Raw genomic sequence first — 1,249 nt, forward strand, 5'->3', positions numbered from 1 at the left:
GAGACCTTTGCACGAAACAGCCCCTTTGCTCGAGGCATACCACCAAACCGAAAAAAAACAAAGAATGGCAATGAAATAAGCAAAACAATGGCTAAATCATGGATAAAATCTCCAAATGGTTGTTAAATTTGTGTCTATTGGCTGAGCTTACTAACCAACAGACACAATAACCCTAGGCGAGTCCGTATTTTCGTTTCAAGCTTAGGGCAGTTTTTAAATTATGCACCATGCTTGCAAGCAAAGTGCTGGTATGAAATTGCATTAACCCTAAATGACGAGCTTTGCTCATCCCATAATGCAGTTTAAAATGTCCAAAGACCCGCTCAACGGTGTTTCTAGTTTGGCTCTTTTGGGTATTATTGCGTTTTTGCTGTTCGGTTAAGGGTGTATTGCGCCATGCTCTATCATGAATATGATTTTTTATCGGTGGTTCATGCTCGGCAAGGTAGTCATCATGGGCTTGGCTTTTATACGCACTGTCAGCATACACGGCTGATTCATCATCTGTTAACAGCGTGGTAAAACATTGGGAATCATGGACATTGGCAGGGGTAGTTTCAACCTTTTTGACAAAGCTGTCTTCATCACAGTTGAGATGAATTTTAAAGCCGTAGGTGGTTTTTACTTTACCTGTACTGTCTTTTTTACTGACATAGGCGGCTTCGTTATCTTGGGTATTGTCGGTGTGTTTGCCTTTCTTAGGTCGTTTGTTTTTAGCTTCAACGATACTGGCATCGATGATGCTGACACTGCCCGCTTTGATAAAAATGTTTTGTTGGGCTAGTTGCTCATTGATTTGGTTGAACAATGGTTCAATCAGTCTAAGCTCACCTAGGTGTTTGTGGTATCGCCAAATGGTGCTATGGTCGGGTACATCATCCGTTAATGATAGGCCAACAAAGCGACGAAATAGTAAGTCTCGTGCCAGTTGTTTTTCCATGGCTGGATCCGATAGGTTATAGAGTTTTTGTAAGAGTAATACTTTAAACATGATGACAGGGTGAAAGGCAGATTCCCCACGCTCACTGCTATGAACGTGGCGTAAGGTTTGCTCGATAGTTTGCCAGTCAATTAGGTTGTGTAGTTCATCTAATTCTTCGATGGCTTTGTGAGCGTTAATGAGACTGTCTGCTAGGGAGAGTTGCCCTGTTTGTTTCCATGCCATAGTCGTGTTTTTTGCTAGGTGATTGATTTTATTGTATTATACCAATTTAATGAACTTTTGTGTGTTTATTCGTGCAAAGGTTTC

General features: G+C 41.2%; 1 protein-coding gene. It reads right to left on the reverse strand.

Going from position 1 to position 1,249, the window contains the following annotated elements; translation table 11 throughout:
- Nucleotides 1-172: 172 nt before the first annotated feature.
- Nucleotides 173-1,165: an IS5-like element ISAba23 family transposase gene (locus tag FTV34_RS17565; protein WP_005028482.1), complete on the reverse strand. Its 993-nt coding sequence runs from the start codon at nt 1,163-1,165 to the stop codon at nt 173-175.
- Nucleotides 1,166-1,249: the final 84 nt, after the last annotated feature.

This window comes from Acinetobacter sp. YH16038 (genome assembly GCF_013417275.1).
Lineage (GTDB): Bacteria > Pseudomonadota > Gammaproteobacteria > Pseudomonadales > Moraxellaceae > Acinetobacter.